This is a genomic window from Azospirillum lipoferum, assembly GCF_024170005.1.
GTDB lineage: Bacteria > Pseudomonadota > Alphaproteobacteria > Azospirillales > Azospirillaceae > Azospirillum > Azospirillum lipoferum.
This window is the reverse complement of sequence record NZ_JALJXJ010000008.1, coordinates 70,068-87,426: the sequence shown is the minus strand read 5'-3', so window position 1 is coordinate 87,426 and position 17,359 is coordinate 70,068. Positions and strand designations below refer to the sequence as shown.

The window sequence follows — 17,359 nt, the reverse complement described above, 5'->3', positions numbered from 1 at the left end:
GGCCGCCTCACCGGACCTGGTTCAGCAGGCCGGCGCCATCGGTGACGATGCGCGCCTCGGGCTCGATGCCGGCCAGGACCAGCACCGTGCCGCCATCGACCGGCTGCGTGCGCACGGGCCGGGCGACGAAGCGCTGCGGCGACTCGTGCTGCCAGACGATCGGCTGACCGCCGGCGCTGCGCACCACGCTGTGGCGCGGCAGCACGATGCCCGACGCGGTGCCCTGCACCTGGGCGACAAGCCGGACCGGTTGGCCGACGCCGAGCCCCGCCGGCGGATTGGCGATCCGGAAGAGCAGCGGGATCGCCTGCTGGCGCAGCGCCAGGCTGGAGCCGAGCAGTTCCAGGGACAGGCCGGTGCCGTCGGCCGTCGTCGCCGTGGCCGCTTTGATGGCGTTCGCCACCCGCGGGTCGAAGGCGACCGCCTCCACCATCAGCCGTGACGGGTCGACGATCTCGAACAGGACTTGGTCGCGGCCCTCGATGACCTGACCGGCCTTGACGTTGTTGGCGGTGACGACCCCGGCGATGGGAGCACGCAAGGCTTCCTTGGTGGTCAGGGTCGGCGACAGCGCCGCCCGGCGCTTGCGCAGGCCATTGAGGTTGGCTTCCGCCTCCTCGATGTCGCGCTGCGGCACGCTGCCTTCCAGCTTCCGCAGGCGCTGCACCCGCGACTCGGCGATGACGAGCTCCTGCTCGACCGTGGCGATCTGCTGCTGGATGCCGCTGCGGTCGACCACGTTCACGGCCGGCGTGATGGTGGCCAGGACCTGCCCGGCCTCGACCCGCTGGCCGACATAGGGCAGCCCCTTCTCGCCCGGCTCGATGCGGCCGCTCTGGGTCGCCTGGACATGACCGCCACCGTTCGGATCGGCGATGATCTGGCCGATCAGCTGGACCGTCTGCGCCGCCTGCTGCGTCTTGGCGACCGTGGTGCGCACTGACAACAGGCGCTGTGACGTCTTGGGCACGTACAGGCTGCCATCCGGCAGCCGGCGCGGGCTCTCCGCCGCGCCGGTCACTGCCATCGGCGTGGCCGCTGCTCCTGGAGTCTTGTCCTTCGCCTCATCGCCATGGCTGTGATCCTCGCCGCCATGGGCGAAAGCGGCGCCGCTGGCCAGCAGCAGGCCGAAGCCGATCAGGGCCGCTCCGGCAACCGTGCGCGCCCGGCCTCGCTGGGTCAGCGCCACCGTGGTCAGCACACCGAGCAGGAAGACCATGACGGCTCCCGACATCAGGCCCGGGTCATGCCGCACTTGGCCGAGCATGGCCGACACGCCGCCCCTGCCACCGGACCCGGCGGGCTGGGCGGTTGCCGGGATCTCCAGCGTGCCGATCAGCAGGTCGGCGGCATCGGCCGCCGTCACCGACACGGTCAACTCGTGCGGACCCGGCTTCGACACCCAGGCGGCGTCGAGGCTGTAGACGCCCTCCTCCCCGGAAACGGGGGAGGCGGTCACGGCTTCCCCGTCGGCGGTGACCTCGACGGTCGCACCGGTCACCGGTTCGTTGGTGACGAAGCGGTCCAGGTAGACCAGCAGGCCTTTGCCATGGACGACCGCCACCAGTTCGAAGTCCGACGAGGACGTCTCCATGGTCGGGGTGGCGGTGGCGACGACCGGCTTGGGAGCGTCGCCGTGCTCATGGCCTTCATGAGCCAGCGTCGGAAGGGCGACCGGCGCGGCAAGGCTCGCGGCGATCGAGGCCGCGGCGAGAAGGCGTCGGTGGATCATGGAAGAACTCCGAGAGACTGGTTCAAACGGGCGCGCGCGGCGCCGACCTGGATTTCGGCGGTGGCACGCGCGAGCTCGGCCTCGAAAGCCGCCTCCTGGGCCCGCACGAACTCGACGAGGCTGATCTCGCCCCCTTTTCTCGCCCGCTCGACGATGGACAGACGCCCCTTGAGCGCTGCGGCGCGGTCGCGGACGATGGAAAGGCGTTCGGTGGCGGCCTGGTGGGCCAGGCGTGCCTGGCGGATTTCGGTCTCGATGGTGCGCTCCGCGTTCGCCTGCTCGGCTTCGCTGCGGACCACTTCGGTGGCGGCCTCGGCGCGCTTGAGGGCATTGACCGCGTCCACCGAGAACGGGATGCGCATCGACAGGCCGACGATGGTGTCGAAGCGCTCCCCACGGACATCCCGCTCCTTGCGGGCCAGAACGCCGACTTCCGGGCTATCGCGGGTGGTGAGGTCGACCAGTTGCCTCTGGGCCTGGGCCGAGCGGACGCCCAGGCGAGCCGCCTGGAGCGCCGGGTGCCGGTCGAGCGGCTGCTCGCCGATCAGCGGCTCGGGCGTGGCCTTCGGGACCGTGGCGCCGGTCAGGGTGCGGAACGCCTGCCGGGCCTCCTCCAGGCTCAACTCCTCGTCGCGGACCTCCGCAGCCACGGCGAGGGCCTCCCCACGTGCCAGCTGGTGGTCGGCCTCGGAGGTTTCCCCGGCTTTGGAACTGCGCTTCGTGTCGGCCTCAAGACGGCGCGCCACCGCGAGGCGCTGACGGGCGAGCTCGACGCGCCGCTCAAGGAGCGCGATCTGCCACAGGGCCGTCCGGACCTCTCCAGCGATGGCCAGCTGGCGCGCCGCGATCTCCGCGTCGGTGCGCGCCAGCAGCGCGTCGGCGGCGCGGACGGTCGCCGTGCCCTGGCCGGGCAGCCAGAGCGGAACGCCGACTTCGGCCTCATACTCGCGCCGCCCGACATTGCGGCCCACCATATCGGTGATGTGCCGCAGGGTGACGGCCGGAGCGGCCGGAACCAGCGACTCTCCGGCGCCGCGCTGGGCCACCGCCTGCCCCCGCCTCGCCTCCAGCGACCGGATCTCCGGATTGAGCCGCCACGCCCCCTCCACGGCATCGCGCAGGGTCTGTGCCCCGGCTGGAAAAGCCAGCAGGCAGACGGCAACTGCGGCTGCCGCCGCCTGCTTCATACGCTTGGACCCGAACTCACGCACCAAACGACCCTCCCACCTTGGGGCGGTTCGGCCCATGTCCGGCAAGGTGCGGGACCCATCCCGGCGTGACCGCGGCATAGCGCTCGTAGGCGGTGCCGAAGACGTGGAGGGCGGCACCCTCCTCGGAGTGCGCCAGTCGGACATACATCCAGACGAGCAGCGGGAACATCACCAGCGTCAGGATGGTCGGCCACTGGAGCAGGAAGCCGAACAGGATGACGATGAAGGCGACATACTGCGGGTGCCGGATGTAGGCGTAGGCTCCCGTGGTGGCGAGCCGCTGCTCGCGCTGGGCGGCGTGAAGCACCTTCCAGGCCGCCGAGAGCAGGACGAAGCCGCCCAGGATCAGCAGGTTGCTGAGGATGTGCAGTACGCTGAAGTGTGGGTTGCCCGACAGGCCGAGGACGGTCGACCACAGATGCCCGGCTTCGTGCGACATCAGGTCGAGGCCGGGGTAGCGGGTCTGAAGCCACCCCGACAGCAGGTAGATGGTCAGCGGAACACCGTACATCTCGGTGAACAACGCCACGATGAAGGCGCTGAACGCCCCGAAGGAGCGCCAGTCCCGCGGCGACTGCGGCTTGCCGAAGCTGTAAGCGAAGATGATGAAGATCGCCGAGTTGAGGATGACCAGCATCCACAGTCCGTAGTCCGAGGCCTCGTGCGTCATGGCGAGCCTCCCTTGGTCGGACGATCGGCGTCATCGCCACCGCCGCCGTGGCCGCCGTGGCCGTGTCCGCCGTGCATGAAGACGTGCATCAGCGGGCAGAGCAGCAGGAGCACGAGCGGCAGCGCGTCGAGCACATGGGTGACGTGATAGAGCGACAGGTACACCGCCCCGACGGCGACGGCGCCGAGGCAGGCCAGTCCTGTCCAGGTCCGGTACCAGGGCAGGCGTGCCTGCGGTTCCGGCCTGTGGGTCTCGGGGGTGTGGTGGGTGTGTTCGTGCGTCATGGCCGCCTCCTCACATCATGCCCATCGGGCTGGCGAACAGCTGGTCGGCTACCTTCTTCTGCTCGTCGCTCAGCGCGGCGTAGAGCGGCTTGGCGGCGGCCTCGAGCGCTTTGGCGGCGTCGAGCCGGGTCGCCAGGGCTTTCTGCTGAGCGGCCAGCCGGTCCGGCCACGCGGACGGCATTCCGCCCTTGGTCATCTGCTCGTGCATGGCCTGATGGGCCTTGGCGTTCGACCGCAGGGTGTCGGCGAAGGCATTCCACTGCGGCGCCTGGGCATCGGTGATCCTGAGCTCCGCCTTCAGGAAGGCGATGCGGCCCTCGACGTGCTCGAACGGCAGGCCCATGGCGCCCATGCCACCCTGCTGGCCCATCATCATCTGGCGCATCATGGGCATCATCTGCTCCATCATGCCCGGGCCCATCATGCTGGATTGGCCACTCTGCTGCCCCATCATGCCACCCATCATCATGCCGGGCCGAGCACCCTGGGGCGGCTGAGTGGGCGTCGGGGCCGCAGTTGGCTGGTCCTGGGTGGTGGTGGCGCCGCCCGGGTGGTGGGCCTGGTGGTCCTGACCTTGGTCCGGAGTGGTGGCGGTCTGGGCCTGCGCAGCCGACATCATGGCGACGAGCGCAAAGGCCGGGAGCAGTGTGCGGGTGAAAGACGACATGGCGTCCTCCGTCTGATCATCTGGTTCGAGCCGTCCCGGTCGGACTCCATGCAGGAGCGCCGGCGACACAAAGGCCGAGCGCACGACATCCGGCGACGTCCTTCGCTGAGCCGAAGCTCAAGCTGGGCGCGGACAGACTCGTGGCGTCAGAGGATCAGAGAGGCGGACGGAGTGCGGGGTCGCTGTCGATGCCTTCGGGCGTGGCCAGGGCAAGCAGAGGATCCGCCCGGTCGAGGATCGGAATGAAGGCCGCAATGGCATCGGCGGGGAGGCCGCCATGCATGGTCGCGCACTGGGCGACGCTGCAGCAGGCATCGTCGCCAAGCACACCAAGGTCCTTGCAGGGGTCCTGCTTGTGCTCATGGTCTGCCACGCCAGCGACATCATCGCCATGCGTATCGACCAGGGCGTGCTCATGAGGCGCCGGCGAATGCTGGTGAGGCAGCAGACTGGCGTGGCTCGGCACGGCATAGACGAGCAGCGTGGCCAGCATCAGCAGGCTCACCACCACCCTCCTCACCGTCGGCCACGTCCCACGCCGCATGGCGATCGCCTTCCTTTTCCGAGGTCGGACGGCACCTTGCGTGCCCACCGGCCCCTCTGCCAAAGGTAGTACCATTCCCTGGTCCCCGCAACAGCACGATCGTCTCGACGACCGCCCCTGTCAGGGTCCCGGAAGAGTGCGGCGGACTGTCACTCCGCTTCCATCACCAATCCAGGTCAGTAAGGCAAGCATCGACCCTCCAGCGGTGGGAGGGTCAATAGGAAAAGCGCGCGACGTCAATGGCACTCGATGGACGATGCCGGTTGACGGACATCAATGTCCGCACTCATGCCGGGGACTATGGTTGTGCTCCCCTGGATGGACCGGAGGCGTTCGAAGCGACGGCTGGCATGAAGCGATTGGGCCACATCTTCGCCATTCTGGCGTTCACCTTTGCGCTCCTGATGGGGGCGGCGGGCGGAGCCATGGCGAATGTAGGGGCGCATGTGGACATTCCGGCCGGCTCGATGGGCCATCACGGCTCCCATCACGCCCCACCGTCCTCTGCACCATCCCAGAGCGATCACCACAAAGCCGCCCTCGCCGTCGCGGCGACCTGCTGCCCGGCGGCCGAGGCTCCGGCGCGGCACACCGTCAGCATCCCGGTGACCATGGTCGAAGCGTCCTGGTACCCGCCGGCCGGCTTCGTCCCGAATGCCCGGGACATCACGCCGGACACGCCGCCTCCGAAGACCAGCCTCTGATCGGCCGCGCGCTCTGACGCCTGCGTCGGACGCCCGGCCATGCGCCGCCTGAACCGCGGCGTGCGCGAGCGATTCCGACCACGCGATCAGAGGACTCTCATCATGTCCGAGAGGCATTTCACGACCCGTCGCGGCTTCATCGCCGCGTTGGGCTTCAGCGCCGTTTCCCTGTACGGCGCCTGGGCAGCCTATGGCGCTGCCCCGCTTCCCTTCGGCGGCCGCAAGGATGTGGCCCCAGAACCCGACGCACACGGCAGCCACGATGGGCATGGCGCGGCGGAGATTCCCGCCGAAACAGGGGGCCATGGCGGCCACGGCGCGGCCGCGGGCATGGCGCCCGAGGAGTTCCGCTTCGAGCACGACTTCTTCGTCCAGAAGTACGCGCAGAAGGACGGCAGCGTGAATCCACACGCCGATGCGGATGCCCATGGCGGCGTCGCACATGGCGGCCATGGTCATGCCGATGCCGGCCACGACCACGGTTCGGAGTTGACGTCCGTCGCGCCGATCAACGTCTACCTGATGGCGCAGAAATTCTCCTACAGCCCGGACGTCCTCCAGCTCAAGGCAGGTGTGCCGTACCGGTTCCGCATGATGGCGGACGACATCACGCATGGCGCGTCGATCCAACTTGGGTCCGCCAGCCGCATCATCCGCCTGCGGCCGAACGTCGTGACCGAGCAGACGATCACCTTCACCAAGCCGGGCGAGTACCTCCTGTACTGCACCGTCTATTGCGGCCAGGCGCATGACGCCATGCAAGGCCGCCTCATCGTCGGCTGAGCCCGGGGAGACTCCACCATGGACAGCATTTCGACCTCCTTCGTTCCGGTGGGCTTCCGCTCGCGCCTCACGGCTCGGGTCGCCGCCCTGCCAGGCGCCGACAAGGCCCTTCTCACGCTGCTGTTCGGCGCCGCTCTGCTGGCGCTCGTTCTGGGTCTGGTTGGCGGCTTGGGGACCGCGCTCGCCCGCGCCGGGGCGCTCGCCTTCTTTCCGGATGACGCCTACCGCCTCCTGACCCTGCACGGCGTGTCCGTGTTCTTCTACTGGCTCTACCTGATCCAGGCGGCGCTGCTGCTGGTGCTGGCGGCGGCCGAGAACGGGCAAGGCCTCGCCCTGCGCCCCCTTGCCCGGCTCGGTGCCGCCCTGATGCTGGCGGGCTTTGGCGTCAGCGAGTGGATCTCAGCCACCGGGACGCCGCTGCTCTATGACGGCAGCCCCGAGCTTGCCGCCGACGACCCGCGCTCCGTCGGCGTCTTCGCCCTCGGCTACCTGCTGCTTTCGGCAGGCTTGGTGGCGTCCGCCATCAGCGGCATCGCCACCGTGCTCCAGCCCCGGTTGCGCGGTGAGGCGGATGAGTTCACGTCGATCGGGTTCGCGCTGTTTGCCTGGGCCGGCTTTCTGGTGGTCAGCGCCATCGCAGCCACCAACGCCTTCCTGCCCGGCCTGCTCTGGTCGCTCGGCACGGGACCGTTCCCGGCCGACCACGGCACCGAATGGCACATCCTGTTCCACAACCTGCATTACCTGCCCCTGATGGCCACCGTGCTGGTGTGGTACGTGCTGAGCGAACACCTGACCGGGGTCAAATCCATCCACGGCGCCCGCCTGTCGAAGATCGTCTTCGCCGCCTATCTGGTCTTCGTTCCGCCGACCAGCCTCTACCACATGTTCCTGGAGCCGAACCTGTCGGAGAGCGTCCGGGTCGTCGGTTCGCTGCTGTCGTTGTTCGTCTCGGTCCCGACCCTGGCGGCCTTCGCGATCATCGTCTCCTCGCTGGAGGCGAGCGCCCGGGCGCGCGGCGCCACCGGCTTCTTCGGCTGGATGAAGGGGCTGCCCTGGCGCAACCCGGCGATGGCGAACATGGGCTGGGCGGTGGTGAACATGATGCTCGGCATCACCTTCGCCTTCGTCCTGATCCAGGAGAAGCTGGCGCCGATGTTGTCGGACACCTTCTTCGTGCCCGGCTATTTCCACTTCTTCGCGGTCGGCGTGCTGACCCAGACCTTCCTGGCGGCACTGATGGTCATCCTGCCGGCCCTGGGTGGAGGCACCCTGTGGCGCCCGGAGCTGCTGCGGCGCATGCCGGCCATCGTGACCATCGGCCTGCTGATCTTCGGCGCGGCGGGCATCGCCGCCGGGGTCATGGGCGTGCCGCGCCGAGTCTTCGACGTCAGTTATGGCGGCATGGCCCCTGCGGCATGGCCGATGCTGATGGCCCTGGTCGGCCTTGGCGCCACCGTCTTCGCCATCGCCCTCTCGATCAGCGTCTACGGCGTTGTCCGGACCCTGCTGTCGCTGCGCCCGTCCCGCGAGCAGGCGCCGGTGGTCGACTGGCAGACCGGGTCGCGCGGCGTCGGCGCGGCCCCGGCGTGGACGGGGCCGCTGTCGGTGGCGGCGCTGGTCGCCGCCATGTATGTCTTCACCATCGTTGCGTTCCAGCTGATCCAGTCGCTGCCGATCATCGCCATCGGCGGCGGGCACGGCCACTGAGCGCAGGGGAATCGCCATGAAAATGAACGAAGAACTCTGGCTCGTCGTCGTCATCGCCGCCGTATGGGCGGTGCTCGCCGCCGTCTACGCCCTGGTCCCCAGTCTCGGGATGCCCGGCTACGTCCGGGTCTGGGGCGGCGGCGCAGTGCTGTTCCTGATACTCGCCGGGGTGCTGGTCGCCGTCAGTCGGAAGGCGCCCAGGGGCTGAACCGCTGCGCGACTGCGCCACGAGGGGGCGCCACGGGGGCATGAGCATCGCTCCGCCCCCATGGCACCCTATGTCACTTCTTGATGCCGAGGATGGTTTCGGCCTGGGCGAGCGTCGCCTCCGACCCGGCATGCTTGCCCTGCTTATACGCGGTCAGAAAAGTTCTGACCGCTGCGTTCATACGCTAGGCAGGCTTCGCGCCTACCGGCGCGCGCCCGCAGTCGCGGGCTATACCGGGTTCGAAGAGTCAGAACTTTCCGAACCCGGTATTGTCGGCTCCGGTGGGCGATTGGGCAACGGTATGACGGCATGTGTCCGAGATGCCGCTGAAAGCAGCACTTGCGCAAGGTGCTTCAAGAAGACCGCCTATAGGAGGCGGCACCGCAAGTGATTGGATTGTCTGCGATGCGGGGACACGGCGAACACAGGCTCACCCATGGCAGCCGGACTCGTGAGTTCGACGCATTCAAGCGCTGGGCACCCGAATGCTAAGCCCTTCCCCGTCGCGGCACAACGATCGACAGCCCGACCAGTGCGATCAGTGAGAAGCCGGCTCCTGCCAGGAAAGTCGCGCCGGGGCCCAGGACGGTCCAGAGCAATCCGGCCAAACCACTGGCCGCCAACAGGGCAATCCCAGTCAAGAGGTTGAAGAGACCGAACCCTGTTCCCCGCAGGTCCGTGGGCGTGGCATCGGCGACGAAGACCGCGAGCAGTCCTTGGGTTGCGCCCATATGGAGCCCCCATACCGCCGCTCCGATCAGGACTGCCGATGCGGAGCCGGCCGCCGCGAGCACCAGATCGGCCAACACCAGCAGGCCCACCCCAAAAGCCAGCAGGGTGCGCCGGTCCAGCCGGTCAGCCAAACGCCCAAGGGGATAGGCGGAGGCTGCGTAGACGATGTTCATGACGATCAGGACCAGCGGCGCGTAGGCGTCCTCCACGCCGACGCTCTGGGCACGCAGCAGCAGGAAGGCTTCGCTGAAGCGCGCCAGCGTCAGCACCGACGCCAACACCACCACGCCCCAGAAGGTCGCGCTCAGCCGTCGCAGCTGACCGCGCCGGATCGGAAAGCGGCGCGGTTCGCCGGCTGGTTCCGTGTTGGGCTCGCGCACGCCGAACAGGATTACCGTGACGGCGATGAAGGCCGGGATGACGGCAATCCAGAACACAAGACGGAAGTCGTCGCCGCTCAGGACCATCAGCAGCATGGCAAGCGCTGGTCCGGCGAACGCCCCAACGGTGTCCATCGACTGCCGCAGGCCGAAGGCGGCGCCGCGCAGTTCGGGCGGCGTCACCTCGGCAACCAGCGCGTCGCGCGGCGCCCCGCGCACCCCCTTGCCAATACGGTCGAGAAAGCGGGCCAGCAGAACGGAAGCCAGCGTGTCGGCGAGCGGGAAGACCGGCTTGGTCAGCGCCGCCATGCCGTAACCCAGCAGCAACAGCGGTTTGCGTCGCCCCATCCAGTCGCTGACCGCGCCGGAGAAGATTTTGGTGATGGCGGCGGTCGCCTCGGCGATGCCCTCGATGAAGCCCACCGACAGCGCACTGGCGCCCAGAACCGAAACCAGAAACACCGGCAGCAGGCTGTGGATCATCTCCGAGGAGACATCCATGAACAGACTGACGAACCCCAGAGCGACGACGCTGCTGGGGATGGAGCGGAGCGACATGGTTGACTTCCCAACACCCGTTAATAGATCTCCGACGGCCACACGATCTATCATCGTGGGGCGCACGCTCACCAGATCGATGGTGTGAACGGCTGGACGGTCAAGGCCGAGCCGGTCGCGACCGGCGTCGTGCTGACCGTCACCGCCCTGGCCCCAAGCAGACGGCCCATATCCGGCGGCTCGGGTTCATCGGCATCATGCCCCAGGGCGGCCACCATCAGAAACACCACCTCGCCATGGCGAGAGGTGAAGTCAGCCACTGATGGCAGAACCGCAATCCGCTCAGACCAGGGTCCGGGCGATGGCGTTGATGGCCTTCATGCCGGAGCCGAAGCGGGCGATGGACTCCCGGTGGCTCTCGAGTTCGCCGTACGGCAGGTAGCGCACCTGGAGGTCGGCGACGCGGCTGAAGGCCGGTCGGGTCAACTGGGCACGGACCTCGTCCTCGCGGCCGTTCGGCGCCACCAGGAACATCCCTTCCAGGGCATGTGCCTCGGTGCCGAGCGCCAGATCGAGCATGCGGACGACGCCCGAGTAGATCGAGGTCGAGTGCTCGACTTCGAAGGCGGCGGCAACATGCGCCTTGCCCCGGTCGAGCCACAGGACGTCGATGAGCCGGATGGCGTCGGCGCCAGGCGCTTTCTCGATCGCTTCCGGCAGCCGCTCAAGGCAGCCCTCGCCGAGCTTGCCGCCGTCGTAGGCCCGGCTGCGGTCATTGGCGGCGATCCACACGTCATAGCCCAGCGCCCTGCCCAGATCACGCAGCCAGCCCTGGATCTCGGTGTGCGTGCGGTCGCCCTCGCGCTCGGCGGCCGCAGCCTTGGAAGCCTTGGCGCTCTCCTCACGCACCTTGGCAAGGTCGGCTTCCCACGCGGCGCGGGCGGCGGCATCGTTGGTGCGCGGCGGCGCGGCGTAGCGTCCGGAGCCGACGTCGAACAGCAATCCGCCGATGGCTCCGAGATCGTTGGACAGCAGGTCGCGGTATTCGGCGTTGAGCGCCAGGATGCCCTGACGCATCGCCAGGAACTCGTCCCACCGGCCAAGCTTCACCTTGGCGCCGGTCAGCGCGTTGTAGCCGTTGACGATGGCCGTGTTGAAGGGCGGCACCAGGGTCGGATGCAGGAAGTACAGCAGGTTCGCCACCGCCGGCCCAAGCCCCTTGATCTGCTTGGCGTCGATCTGCCGGATGGCGGCGAGGATTTGCGGTTCGGCGTTGCAGCAGACGCAGGCGTCGAGCAGACGACCGAAGGCGCGCTGGTTGTCCGGGTTCTCATAGATGTCCGGGATGCGCAGCTTGGGCTTCCACAGGAAAGCGTGGTCGGCCCCCTTGAAGATCTGGCGCTGCTCGGCGATCGAGTGCACCACCGTCTCCAGCGACGAACCGCGATAGGCGTTGCCGAAGGTGCTGCCCTCGATGTCGGTCACGACCTGTTGGATGCCGCGGCGAATTGACCGGAAGTTCTTCACCCGCTCGTCCCACAGGAACCAGGTCCGGTACGTCGCGCCGGCATCCTCACGCCAGCGTTGGATCAACGCGCGCATCGGGTCGGACAAGGAAGGCTCCTTCGCTCAAGGGATTGAACCCAGAGTAAAGCAGCGCCCCCTCCATCGCAACCCGGGGGAGGCCTCACGACGGGAACTGAACCGATTGCTGATCGGGCGGGAACGCCGAGGCATCGGCCCCGGTTGCTCGTGGGGTACTGCCACGCATCCCCACTTGCCTCCGGGAGACCTCTCATGCCACAGCGCTCGAAGACGTCCGCCATTCTTCCGACGATTGCCGTGCTGACCGCGGCCCTGACCTCCGCCTGCGCGCCGACACAGCAGACCACGGGTCAACCGACGACCACCGGCATGACCGCCCAGCAGGGCATGGCCATGCAGCAGGGGACGCAGGCACATCAGGGCATGATGCAGGGGGGCTCGATGTCCAACTCCCCGGGCTCACAGGCGATGATGGGGTCGATGCAGAAGATGCAGCAGTCCATGATGGCGCAGCCGATGACCGGCGATACCGATCGCGACTTCGCCTCCATGATGCGGGAGCATCACCGGGGGGCTGTCGATATGGCGCGGGTCGAACTCCAGAGCGGGCGCGATCCTGAGCTTCAGAAGATGGCCAGGAAGATCATCACCGACCAGGAAAAGGAAATCCGGCAACTCGACCGCTGGCTCGCCCGCCATCCGGCCAAGCCGCCCCAGAGCTGATGGCGGCGACCTTGGATTGTTGTCGCGGAGACCGCTGTCTCCGGTGTCGGCCGAGGTAGGCGGTTCAAAACTTGGAGCCAACATGTCTGTCGCCATTTCGAATGGCATGCAGAAAGAACTGCGTTGCTCGATACCCTCAAAAACGAAAGACCGGACTTGAGATCGAAGTCGCTAGAAACTGATCTTGGCTCATTCCAGTGCCCAGCCATTCCACCGCCCCGGCGGTGAACTTGGCAACAGATCCAAGCGGAGGATCCAGGAGCGATGCAGCGGAGGGCTCGTCCACCGCATCGCCCCGGTCTCCATCGCATGAGTGCGATGAATCACGCGCCGAGCTTCGGCACCGTGTGGGTGTCGAGCGCCACGCAGATGTTCTTCGTTTCCATGTAGAAATCGAAGCTGTAGTCGCCACCGTCACGGCCGATGCCGCTCGCCTTCATGCCGCCGAAGGGGGTTGGCAGGTGACGGTTGTTCTCGGAGTTGATCCACACCATGCCGGCGTCCAGCTTCAGCGCCACGCGGTTGGCACGGCCGACGTCGCGGGTCCAGACATAACCGGTCAGCCCATAGGCGACGTCGTTGGCCACCCTGATCGCCTCCGGCTCATCCAGGAAGGGGATGGCGGTCAGGACAGGCCCGAAGATTTCCTCCTGGGCGATGCGCATGCGGTTGTGCGCGCCGGTGAACAGCGTCGGACGGACATAGTTGCCGCCGGCGCCGGCCTCCTCGGCGCGGACGCCGCCGACCTTCACCGTCGCGCCGTCCTCCCGCGCGATGGCGCAATAGCCCAGAACCTTGTTCAGATGGCGCTCGTGCACCAGCGGGCCGACCTCGGTGGCGGGATCCAGCGGGTGGCCGACGCGGATGCGGGCGACGCGCTCCGCCAGCCTTTCGACGAAGGCGTCATGGATGCCGCTCTGCACCAGCAGGCGCGAGGACGAGGTGCAGCGCTGGCCGTTCAGGCTGTAGATCATGAACACCACCGCGTCCAGAGCACGGTCCAGATCGGCATCGTCGAACACGATGACCGGGTTCTTGCCGCCCAGTTCGAAATGCACGCGCTTCAACGTCGGGGCGCCCTGGGCCATGATGTGGCTGCCGGTGGTCGATTCGCCGACGAAGGCCACCGCCTTGATCGCCGGATGCTCGGTCAGCAGCTTGCCGGCCTCCTCGCCCAACCCGTTGACCAGGTTGGCGACGCCGGCCGGCACACCGGCTTCGGCCATGATCTCGGCCAGCAGCATGGCGGTCAGCGGGCTCCACTCCGCCGGCTTGTGGACCACCGTGCAGCCGGCGGCAAGCGCCGGGGCGATCTTCCAGGTCGACAGCATGAAGGGCGTGTTCCAGGGCGTGATGACCGCCACCGGTCCCAGCGCCTGCCGGACGGTGAAGTTCAGATGGTCCCTGGCCGGCAGCGACAGGCCGTTGGCGGCATCCGGCGCCCGGTCGGCGAAGAAACGGAAATTCTCCGCCGCGCGTTCGGCGGCCTTGCTCATGAAGCGGATCGGCTGGCCGCTGTCCAGGCTTTCCAGGACGGCGATTTCCTCCGCCCGCGCCAGGATGCCGTCGGCGACCCGATGCAGGATGCGCTTGCGCTCGGTGCCCGGCAGGGCGGCCCAGGCGGGGAAGGCGCGCAGCGCCGCCGTCGCGGCGGCATCGACGTCGGCGGCGTTGCCGGCATGGACCCGGTTGATGATCCCGCCGTCGATGGGGGACAGGTTGTCGAACAGCCGCTCCGACTGGCCGGGAACCTCCCGCCCGTCGATGAAATGGCCGAGCGGACGATCCCGGAACCGGGTCAGGAGCCGTTCCGCGGTTGCGAGATTCGTTTCGAAAACGGATGCCATGGCGTTTCACTCCAGGGTTTGGTTGGCGCTTGTTGGGCAGAGCTTTGGTGGGCAGGGGTGTGGCAGGCCGGGCTGCCGCGGGCGGCGTGCCGCGCCATAGAACTTGATTTGTTAATATTTAACATGTTATATAAATCGGGCTGCGGTGCTGTCAAGCGCTTTCCCTGCGCAGGGCCGCCGCGCTATGGTGCGGGAAACCTCCAGACATGCGTCGACTCTTTCCAGATGAGGCCGGAGCCTTGGGCAGACCTTCCAGAAAAGCCGCGGCGGCAGAACCCATTGGGGTGGCCGGGCACCCCGGCGGCGAGATGCGGGCCTTCCGCCGGTCCCTGCCGATGGCGCTGCTGAAGGCGCGCGAGGCGGTGATGGCGCGCTTCCGTCCGCTGCTGCACGAACACGACCTGACCGAACAGCAGTGGCGGGTGCTGCGCGCCCTGACCACGGCGGACGAGTTCCGCGCCGGCGAACTGGCACGGGTCAGCAGCATCAGCATGCCCAGCCTGTCGCGCATCCTGCGCACGCTGGAAAAGCGCGAGCTGATCCAGCGCGGGATCGAGGACAAGGACCTGCGGGCGGCCCAGATCTCGATCACGCCGTCCGGCCGCGACATGATCGCGCTGATCGCCCCCCACAGCGAACGGCGCTATGCCGAAATTACCGCGGCTTTCGGAGCCGACCGGCTGGCGACGCTGTACGGGCTGCTCGACGAACTCGCCGATTGCCTGGGCGATCCGGACGGCAGCGACGGCGACGAGGAATAAGGAGTTGGTGCGGGGGCCGACGGCCCCCTCATGTGTGCGTCGCTACAGTCCCCCCATGCACAGGTATTTGATCTCCACGTAATCCTCGATGCCGTAGCGGGAGCCTTCGCGGCCGAAGCCGGATTGCTTCACCCCGCCGAACGGCGCCACCGCGGTGGAGATCAGGCCGGTGTTGATGCCGACCATCCCGTATTCCAGCGCTTCGCCGACGCGCCAGACGCGGGCGTGGTCGCGGGTGAAGAGATAGGCGGCGAGGCCGTAGTCGCTGTCGTTGGCAAGGCGCACGGCCTCGGCTTCGTCGGTGAAGCGGATCAGCGGGGCAACCGGGCCGAAGATCTCCTCCACCGCCACCCGCATCGACGCGGTGACGCCGGTCAGCACCGTCGGCTCGAACCATGTGCCGCCCAGCGCATGGCGCCGGCCTCCCACCGCCACGGTGGCGCCGGACCGGGTGGCATCGGCCACCAGATCCTCCACCTTCGCCAGGGCGGCGGCATCGATCAGCGGCCCCTGCTGCACGCCGTCCTCAAGCCCGTTGCCGACCGTCATCGCCGCCACCGCCTCCGACAGCCGGGCGGCGAAGCGGTCATAGATGCCGTCCTGCACCAGGAAGCGGTTGGAACAGACGCAGGTCTGGCCGGCGTTCCGGTATTTGGAGGCCAGGGCGCCGGCGACCGCCGCGTCGAGATCGGCGTCGTCGAAGACGATGAAGGGGGCGTTGCCGCCGAGTTCCATCGACAGCCGCTTGACCGTGCCGGCGCATTGCCCGATCAGCAGCCGGCCGACCTCGGTGGAGCCGGTGAAGGTCAGCTTGCGCACCGCCGTGCTGGCGGTCAGCACCGCGCCGATCTGCCGGGCCGACCCGGTCACCACCGAAAAGACGCCGGGCGGGATGCCGGCACGTTCGGCCAGTGCCGCCAGCGCCAGCGCCGACAGCGGCGTCTGTTCGGCCGGCTTGACGATCATCGTGCAGCCGGCCGCCAGAGCCGGTGCCGCCTTGCGGGTGATCATCGCCGCCGGAAAATTCCACGGCGTGATGGCGGCGCAGACACCCACCGGCTCCTTCACCACGACGATGCGGCGGTCGGGCAGCGGCGACGGGATGACGTCGCCATAGAGGCGCTTCGCCTCCTCCGCGAACCATTCGACGTAGGAGGCGGCGTAATCGATCTCGCCGCGCGCCTCGGCCAGCGGCTTGCCCTGCTCCAGCGTCATCAGCAGGGCCAGATCCTCGCGGTTCTCCAGGATCAGCTCGAACCAGCGGCGCAGCAGGGCGGCGCGGCGGCCGGCGGTTTCCGCCCGCCAGCCGGGGAAGGCGGCTTCGGCGGCGGCGATGGCGCGTGCGGTCTCCTCGGCGCCGCAGCGGGGGACATGGGTGATGGTGGCGCCGGTCGCCGGGTTGGTGACGGGGCTGCGTCCGCCATCGTCGGCGTCGATCCAGGCGCCGGCCACGAAGCAGCGCTCGCGCAGCAGGGTGCTGTCGGTCAAATCGGTCATGGATGGTATCCTGCGAGGCGGCGGGGCGGTCAGTAGCCGCCGGGCGTCGGAGCGGCCGTCGTCGGAGAGGTCGTCGGTTCGGGAGACGGCCGGCGGAAACGGGCGGCAAGGTCGGCGGCGGCGCGGGCGAACAAGGTGGTATCCACCCCGACCCCGACGAACAGGGCGCCGGCCGCCAGATAGGCGCGGGCCAGCGTCTCGTCGGTCGCCAGCACGCCGGCGGCCTTGCCCGCCTTGCGGGTCCGTGCGATGCCGTCCTCGATGGCGGCGCGCACGGTCGGATGTCCCGGCTGGCCGCGCAGGCCCAGCGACGCCGACAGGTCGGCCGGGCCGAAGAAGACGCCGTCCACACCCTCCACCGCGGCGATGGCGTCGAGGTTTTCAAGCCCGCGGGCGGACTCCACCTGCACCAGCAGGCAGATCTCGCCGTCGGCCTCGTCCAGATAGCCGCCGATGCGGTTCCAGCGCGAGGCGCGGGCGAGCGCACTGCCCACCCCGCGGATGCCGCCGGGCGGATAGCGGGTGGCGGCGACCAGGGCCGCCGCCTGCTCCGCCGTCTCCACCATCGGCACCAGCAGGGTCTGGGCGCCGAGGTCGAGCATCTGCTTGATGATCGCCGTGTCGCCGACCACCGGGCGGACGATGGGATGGCTGGGATAGGCGGCGATGGCCTGGAGTTGGGCCAGGATGCCGCGCAGGTCGTTCGGGGCATGCTCGCCGTCGATCAGCAGCCAGTCGAAGCCGGCCCCGGCCGCGATCTCCGCGCAATAGGCGTCGGCCAGCCCGAGCCACAGGCCGAACTGCGGCCGGCCCGCCGCCAGCGCCCGTTTGAAGGCGTTGTCCGGATTCCTCATCGATGTCCT

The 17,359-nt window shown here is 68.5% G+C and carries 18 protein-coding genes; 6 read left to right on the top strand and 12 right to left on the bottom strand.

Annotated features, from left to right (window positions below; genetic code table 11):
* Positions 1-7: 7 nt before the first annotated feature.
* The 6 genes from J2848_RS18700 to J2848_RS18675 all read right to left on the bottom strand — a co-directional run bounded on the left by J2848_RS18700 (position 8) and on the right by J2848_RS18675 (position 5,069).
* Positions 8-1,732: an efflux RND transporter periplasmic adaptor subunit gene (locus J2848_RS18700; protein WP_149234628.1), complete on the bottom strand. Its 1,725-nt coding sequence runs from the start codon at positions 1,730-1,732 to the stop codon at positions 8-10.
* A complete protein-coding gene (locus J2848_RS18695; protein WP_246194343.1) occupies positions 1,729-2,943 on the bottom strand; it encodes a TolC family protein in 1,215 nt (404 codons plus the stop codon). Before J2848_RS18695 ends, J2848_RS18700 begins: the two co-directional genes overlap by 4 nt.
* On the bottom strand, positions 2,936-3,613 hold the full coding sequence (locus J2848_RS18690; RefSeq protein WP_149234630.1) for a methyltransferase family protein: 678 nt from the start codon (positions 3,611-3,613) through the stop codon (positions 2,936-2,938). Before J2848_RS18690 ends, J2848_RS18695 begins: the two co-directional genes overlap by 8 nt.
* Complete coding sequence (locus tag J2848_RS18685) at positions 3,610-3,897, bottom strand: DUF2933 domain-containing protein (RefSeq protein ID WP_149234631.1); 288 nt, start codon at positions 3,895-3,897, stop codon at positions 3,610-3,612. Before J2848_RS18685 ends, J2848_RS18690 begins: the two co-directional genes overlap by 4 nt.
* 10 nt (positions 3,898-3,907) lie before the next feature.
* Positions 3,908-4,564, bottom strand: coding sequence for a Spy/CpxP family protein refolding chaperone (locus tag J2848_RS18680; RefSeq protein WP_149234632.1), 657 nt, complete (start codon positions 4,562-4,564; stop codon positions 3,908-3,910).
* Between the two features lie 154 nt (positions 4,565-4,718).
* A complete protein-coding gene (locus J2848_RS18675) occupies positions 4,719-5,069 on the bottom strand; it encodes a hypothetical protein (RefSeq protein ID WP_149234633.1) in 351 nt (116 codons plus the stop codon).
* Between the two features lie 389 nt (positions 5,070-5,458).
* Here J2848_RS18675 and J2848_RS18670 point away from each other — a divergent pair, with 389 nt between their 5' ends.
* Genes J2848_RS18670 through J2848_RS18655 form a run of 4 tightly spaced genes read left to right on the top strand, consistent with a single transcriptional unit; the run spans position 5,459 to position 8,513 of the window.
* Entirely contained in the window at positions 5,459-5,812 is a 354-nt protein-coding gene (locus tag J2848_RS18670) for a hypothetical protein (protein ID WP_149234634.1), read from the top strand.
* Positions 5,813-5,851: 39 nt separating this feature from the next.
* A complete protein-coding gene (locus J2848_RS18665; protein ID WP_149234635.1) occupies positions 5,852-6,595 on the top strand; it encodes a cupredoxin domain-containing protein in 744 nt (247 codons plus the stop codon).
* A gap of 18 nt (positions 6,596-6,613) precedes the next feature.
* On the top strand, positions 6,614-8,305 hold the full coding sequence (locus J2848_RS18660) for a cbb3-type cytochrome c oxidase subunit I (RefSeq protein ID WP_149234636.1): 1,692 nt from the start codon (positions 6,614-6,616) through the stop codon (positions 8,303-8,305).
* 16 nt (positions 8,306-8,321) lie between these two features.
* Positions 8,322-8,513, top strand: coding sequence for a hypothetical protein (locus J2848_RS18655; protein ID WP_149234637.1), 192 nt, complete (start codon positions 8,322-8,324; stop codon positions 8,511-8,513).
* A gap of 488 nt (positions 8,514-9,001) precedes the next feature.
* Here the strand turns inward: J2848_RS18655 and J2848_RS18650 are convergent, their stop codons facing one another.
* The 3 genes from J2848_RS18650 to J2848_RS18640 form a co-directional block, all read right to left on the bottom strand.
* The gene (locus J2848_RS18650; RefSeq protein WP_149234638.1) at positions 9,002-10,183 is read right to left on the bottom strand and encodes an MFS transporter; all 1,182 of its coding nucleotides are present in this window, start codon (positions 10,181-10,183) and stop codon (positions 9,002-9,004) included.
* A gap of 68 nt (positions 10,184-10,251) precedes the next feature.
* Positions 10,252-10,443: a hypothetical protein gene (locus J2848_RS18645; RefSeq protein WP_149234639.1), complete on the bottom strand. Its 192-nt coding sequence runs from the start codon at positions 10,441-10,443 to the stop codon at positions 10,252-10,254.
* Between the two features lie 22 nt (positions 10,444-10,465).
* Entirely contained in the window at positions 10,466-11,737 is a 1,272-nt protein-coding gene (locus J2848_RS18640; protein WP_211103312.1) for a type II restriction enzyme NmeDI-related protein, read from the bottom strand.
* 183 nt (positions 11,738-11,920) lie between these two features.
* Here J2848_RS18640 and copM point away from each other — a divergent pair, with 183 nt between their 5' ends.
* Complete coding sequence (gene copM / locus J2848_RS18635) at positions 11,921-12,391, top strand: CopM family metallochaperone (RefSeq protein ID WP_149234640.1); 471 nt, start codon at positions 11,921-11,923, stop codon at positions 12,389-12,391.
* 323 nt (positions 12,392-12,714) lie between these two features.
* Here the strand turns inward: copM and hpaE are convergent, their stop codons facing one another.
* Positions 12,715-14,238 (bottom strand): 5-carboxymethyl-2-hydroxymuconate semialdehyde dehydrogenase, encoded by a 1,524-nt coding sequence (hpaE, locus tag J2848_RS18630; protein ID WP_149234641.1) that lies wholly within the window; start codon positions 14,236-14,238, stop codon positions 12,715-12,717.
* Positions 14,239-14,522: 284 nt separating this feature from the next.
* On the opposite strand from hpaE, the gene hpaR reads away from it, so the two are divergent.
* A complete protein-coding gene (hpaR, locus tag J2848_RS18625) occupies positions 14,523-14,999 on the top strand; it encodes a homoprotocatechuate degradation operon regulator HpaR (protein ID WP_246194334.1) in 477 nt (158 codons plus the stop codon).
* Positions 15,000-15,041: 42 nt separating this feature from the next.
* Here hpaR and J2848_RS18620 read toward each other — a convergent pair whose 3' ends face one another.
* A complete protein-coding gene (locus J2848_RS18620; RefSeq protein ID WP_149234642.1) occupies positions 15,042-16,496 on the bottom strand; it encodes an NAD-dependent succinate-semialdehyde dehydrogenase in 1,455 nt (484 codons plus the stop codon).
* A gap of 29 nt (positions 16,497-16,525) precedes the next feature.
* A complete protein-coding gene (gene hpaI, locus J2848_RS18615) occupies positions 16,526-17,350 on the bottom strand; it encodes a 4-hydroxy-2-oxoheptanedioate aldolase (protein WP_149234643.1) in 825 nt (274 codons plus the stop codon).
* Positions 17,351-17,359: the final 9 nt, after the last annotated feature.